At 69.0% G+C, this 2,181-nt stretch carries 2 protein-coding genes and 1 pseudogene; all 3 read left to right on the top strand.

Annotated elements, in window-relative coordinates; translation table 11 throughout:
• The coding region (locus Q0L15_RS20080; protein ID WP_296606398.1) for an SDR family oxidoreductase at positions 1-353 on the top strand (353 nt) is incomplete at its 5' end.
• A gap of 70 nt (positions 354-423) precedes the next feature.
• On the top strand, positions 424-1,581 hold the full coding sequence (locus tag Q0L15_RS20075; RefSeq protein WP_296606397.1) for a sulfotransferase: 1,158 nt from the start codon (positions 424-426) through the stop codon (positions 1,579-1,581).
• A 7-nt stretch (positions 1,582-1,588) separates the two neighbouring features.
• Positions 1,589-2,181 (top strand): annotated as a pseudogene (locus Q0L15_RS20070) (diacylglycerol kinase); the annotation flags it as partial.

Here is a 2,181-nt window from a genome sequence, read left to right as displayed (position 1 = left end):
GCGTGGTGTTCAGCTCCCAGCCGGAGTACGCCGGCTACAAGCTCTCCAAGGGCACGCTGGAGCACCTCGCCTCCTCGCTCGCCACCGAGCTCGGGCCGCGCGGCATCCGCGTCAACAGCGTCGCGCCGTCGTACATCTACGAGGACGTCAACCGCGGCTACTTCGACTTCCTCGCGGCCGTCGAAGGCACGACCCACGAGCAGGTGTACGCCGCCAAGGCCGCGCCCACCGACCTCAAGCGGCTCGCCTCCCCGCAGGAGGTCGCCCGCGCCGCCCTGTTCCTCGCCTCCGACCTCGCCTCCGCGGTGACCGGCCAGATGCTGACCGTCGACTGCGGCGAGTTCCACGACTGATGAACGGGTCGTCCGCCTCTCGCACCTCCATACGCCGCCCTCAGGCGGACGACTCGAAGCCGGAGGCCCGATGAGCGACAACATCATGACCCGGGAGCGGGCCGACGTCGGGTCCTACGAGGACATCGCGGCCGCGGCGATGCGGACCACCGGCATGACCGACTTCGGGGACGGCGCGCACGAGGAGGGGCTGCGGGTCCTCGTCGAGGATCTCGCCTCACCCGAGGCCGGCCTGACCCCGCGCGGCAACTACTTCCAGCGCTCGGAGGTCAAGAGCGCACTGGTCGGCGTACTGCTCACCCAGTCGCAGTTCATCGCGCACCCCGAGCACCGTGACGTCCCGATCGAGCGACCGATCTTCCTGATGGGCCTGCCGCGCACCGGGACGACCGCGCTGCACCGCTACCTGCACGCCGACCCCAACGCGCAGGGCCTGGAGATGTGGCTGACGCAATACCCGCAGCCGCGGCCGCCGCGCGAGACGTGGGAGTCCGACCCGATCTTCCAGGCCATGCAGCAGGGCTTCGCCGCCCACCACGTCGAGAACCCCGAGTTCATGGGGATCCACTACATGGACGCCACGACCGTGGAGGAGTGCTGGCGGTTGCTGCGCCAGACCGGCAAGTCCAACTCCTACGAGGCGCTCGCCAACCTGCCGCGCTACACCGAGTGGCTGAAGAAGCAGGACTGGACCGACGCGTACGCGCGACACAAGCAGAACCTCCAGCTCGTCGGGCTCAACGACCCCGAGAAGCGATGGGTGCTCAAGAACCCCTCCCACATGACGGCCCTCGACGCGCTGATGACCGTCTATCCCGACGCGCTGATCGTCTACACCCACCGCGACCCGGTCACCTGCATCGCGTCGTCGTGCTCGCTGTCGGCCGAGACCACGGTCGGGCACAGCGACACGTACGTCGGCGGCGTCATCGGCCACACCCAGCTGGATCTATGGTCCCGGGCCTTCCACGCGTTCCACGACGCGCGGCCGAAGTACGACCAGGACCAGTTCATCGACATCGCCTTCAAGGACCTGGTGACCGATCCTCTCGGGGTGACCCGGCGCGTGTACGACCAGTTCGGCCTCGACTGGACCCCCGAGGTGCAGACGGCGATCGAGGAGATCGACCGGGAGTCCAAGCAGGGCAAGGCCAAGCCGTCGCACACCTACACGCTCAAGGACTACGGCCTCACCGAGGACCGAGTCCGCGCGGCGTTCGACCGATAGGACGTACATGGACACGAAGCGGGTCGTCGTCTGGGGCACCGGCGTCGTCGGGTCGATGGTGATCGCGGAGATCCTCGACCATCCGGTGTTCGAGCTGGTCGGCGTGGGCGTGACCCGGTCCTCGCGGGCCGGCCAGGACGTCGCCGCGCTGCTCGACCTGCCCGAGCCGACGGGGATCATCACGACCACCGATGTCGAGGAGCTGGTCGCGCTCCGCCCCGACGCGCTGGTGCACTACGGCCCGACGGCGCAGCACGCCGACGAGAACATCCGGGTCATGTCGGCGTTCCTGCGTGCGGGCATCGACGTCTGCTCGACCGCGATGACGCCGTGGGTCTGGCCGCAGATGGTGCAGAACCCGCCGAACTGGATCGAGCCGATCACCGCGGCCTGCGAGGAGGGCGGCGCGTCCTGCTTCACCACCGGCATCGACCCCGGGTTCGCCAACGACCTGTTCCCGCTGACGCTGATGGGGCTCTGCGGCCGGGTCGACTCGGTGCGCGCGAGCGAGCTGCTCGACTACACCGACTACGAGGGCGACTACGAGGACGAGATGGGCATCGGCCGCCCGCCGTCGTACACACCCCTGCTGCAGATCCC

Origin of the sequence: Nocardioides sp. (genome assembly GCF_024509035.1) — a bacterium.
Classification (GTDB): Bacteria; Actinomycetota; Actinomycetes; order Propionibacteriales; family Nocardioidaceae; genus Nocardioides.
The sequence above is the reverse complement of the archived record's forward strand: the minus strand, read 5'-3'. Positions and strand labels throughout refer to the sequence as shown.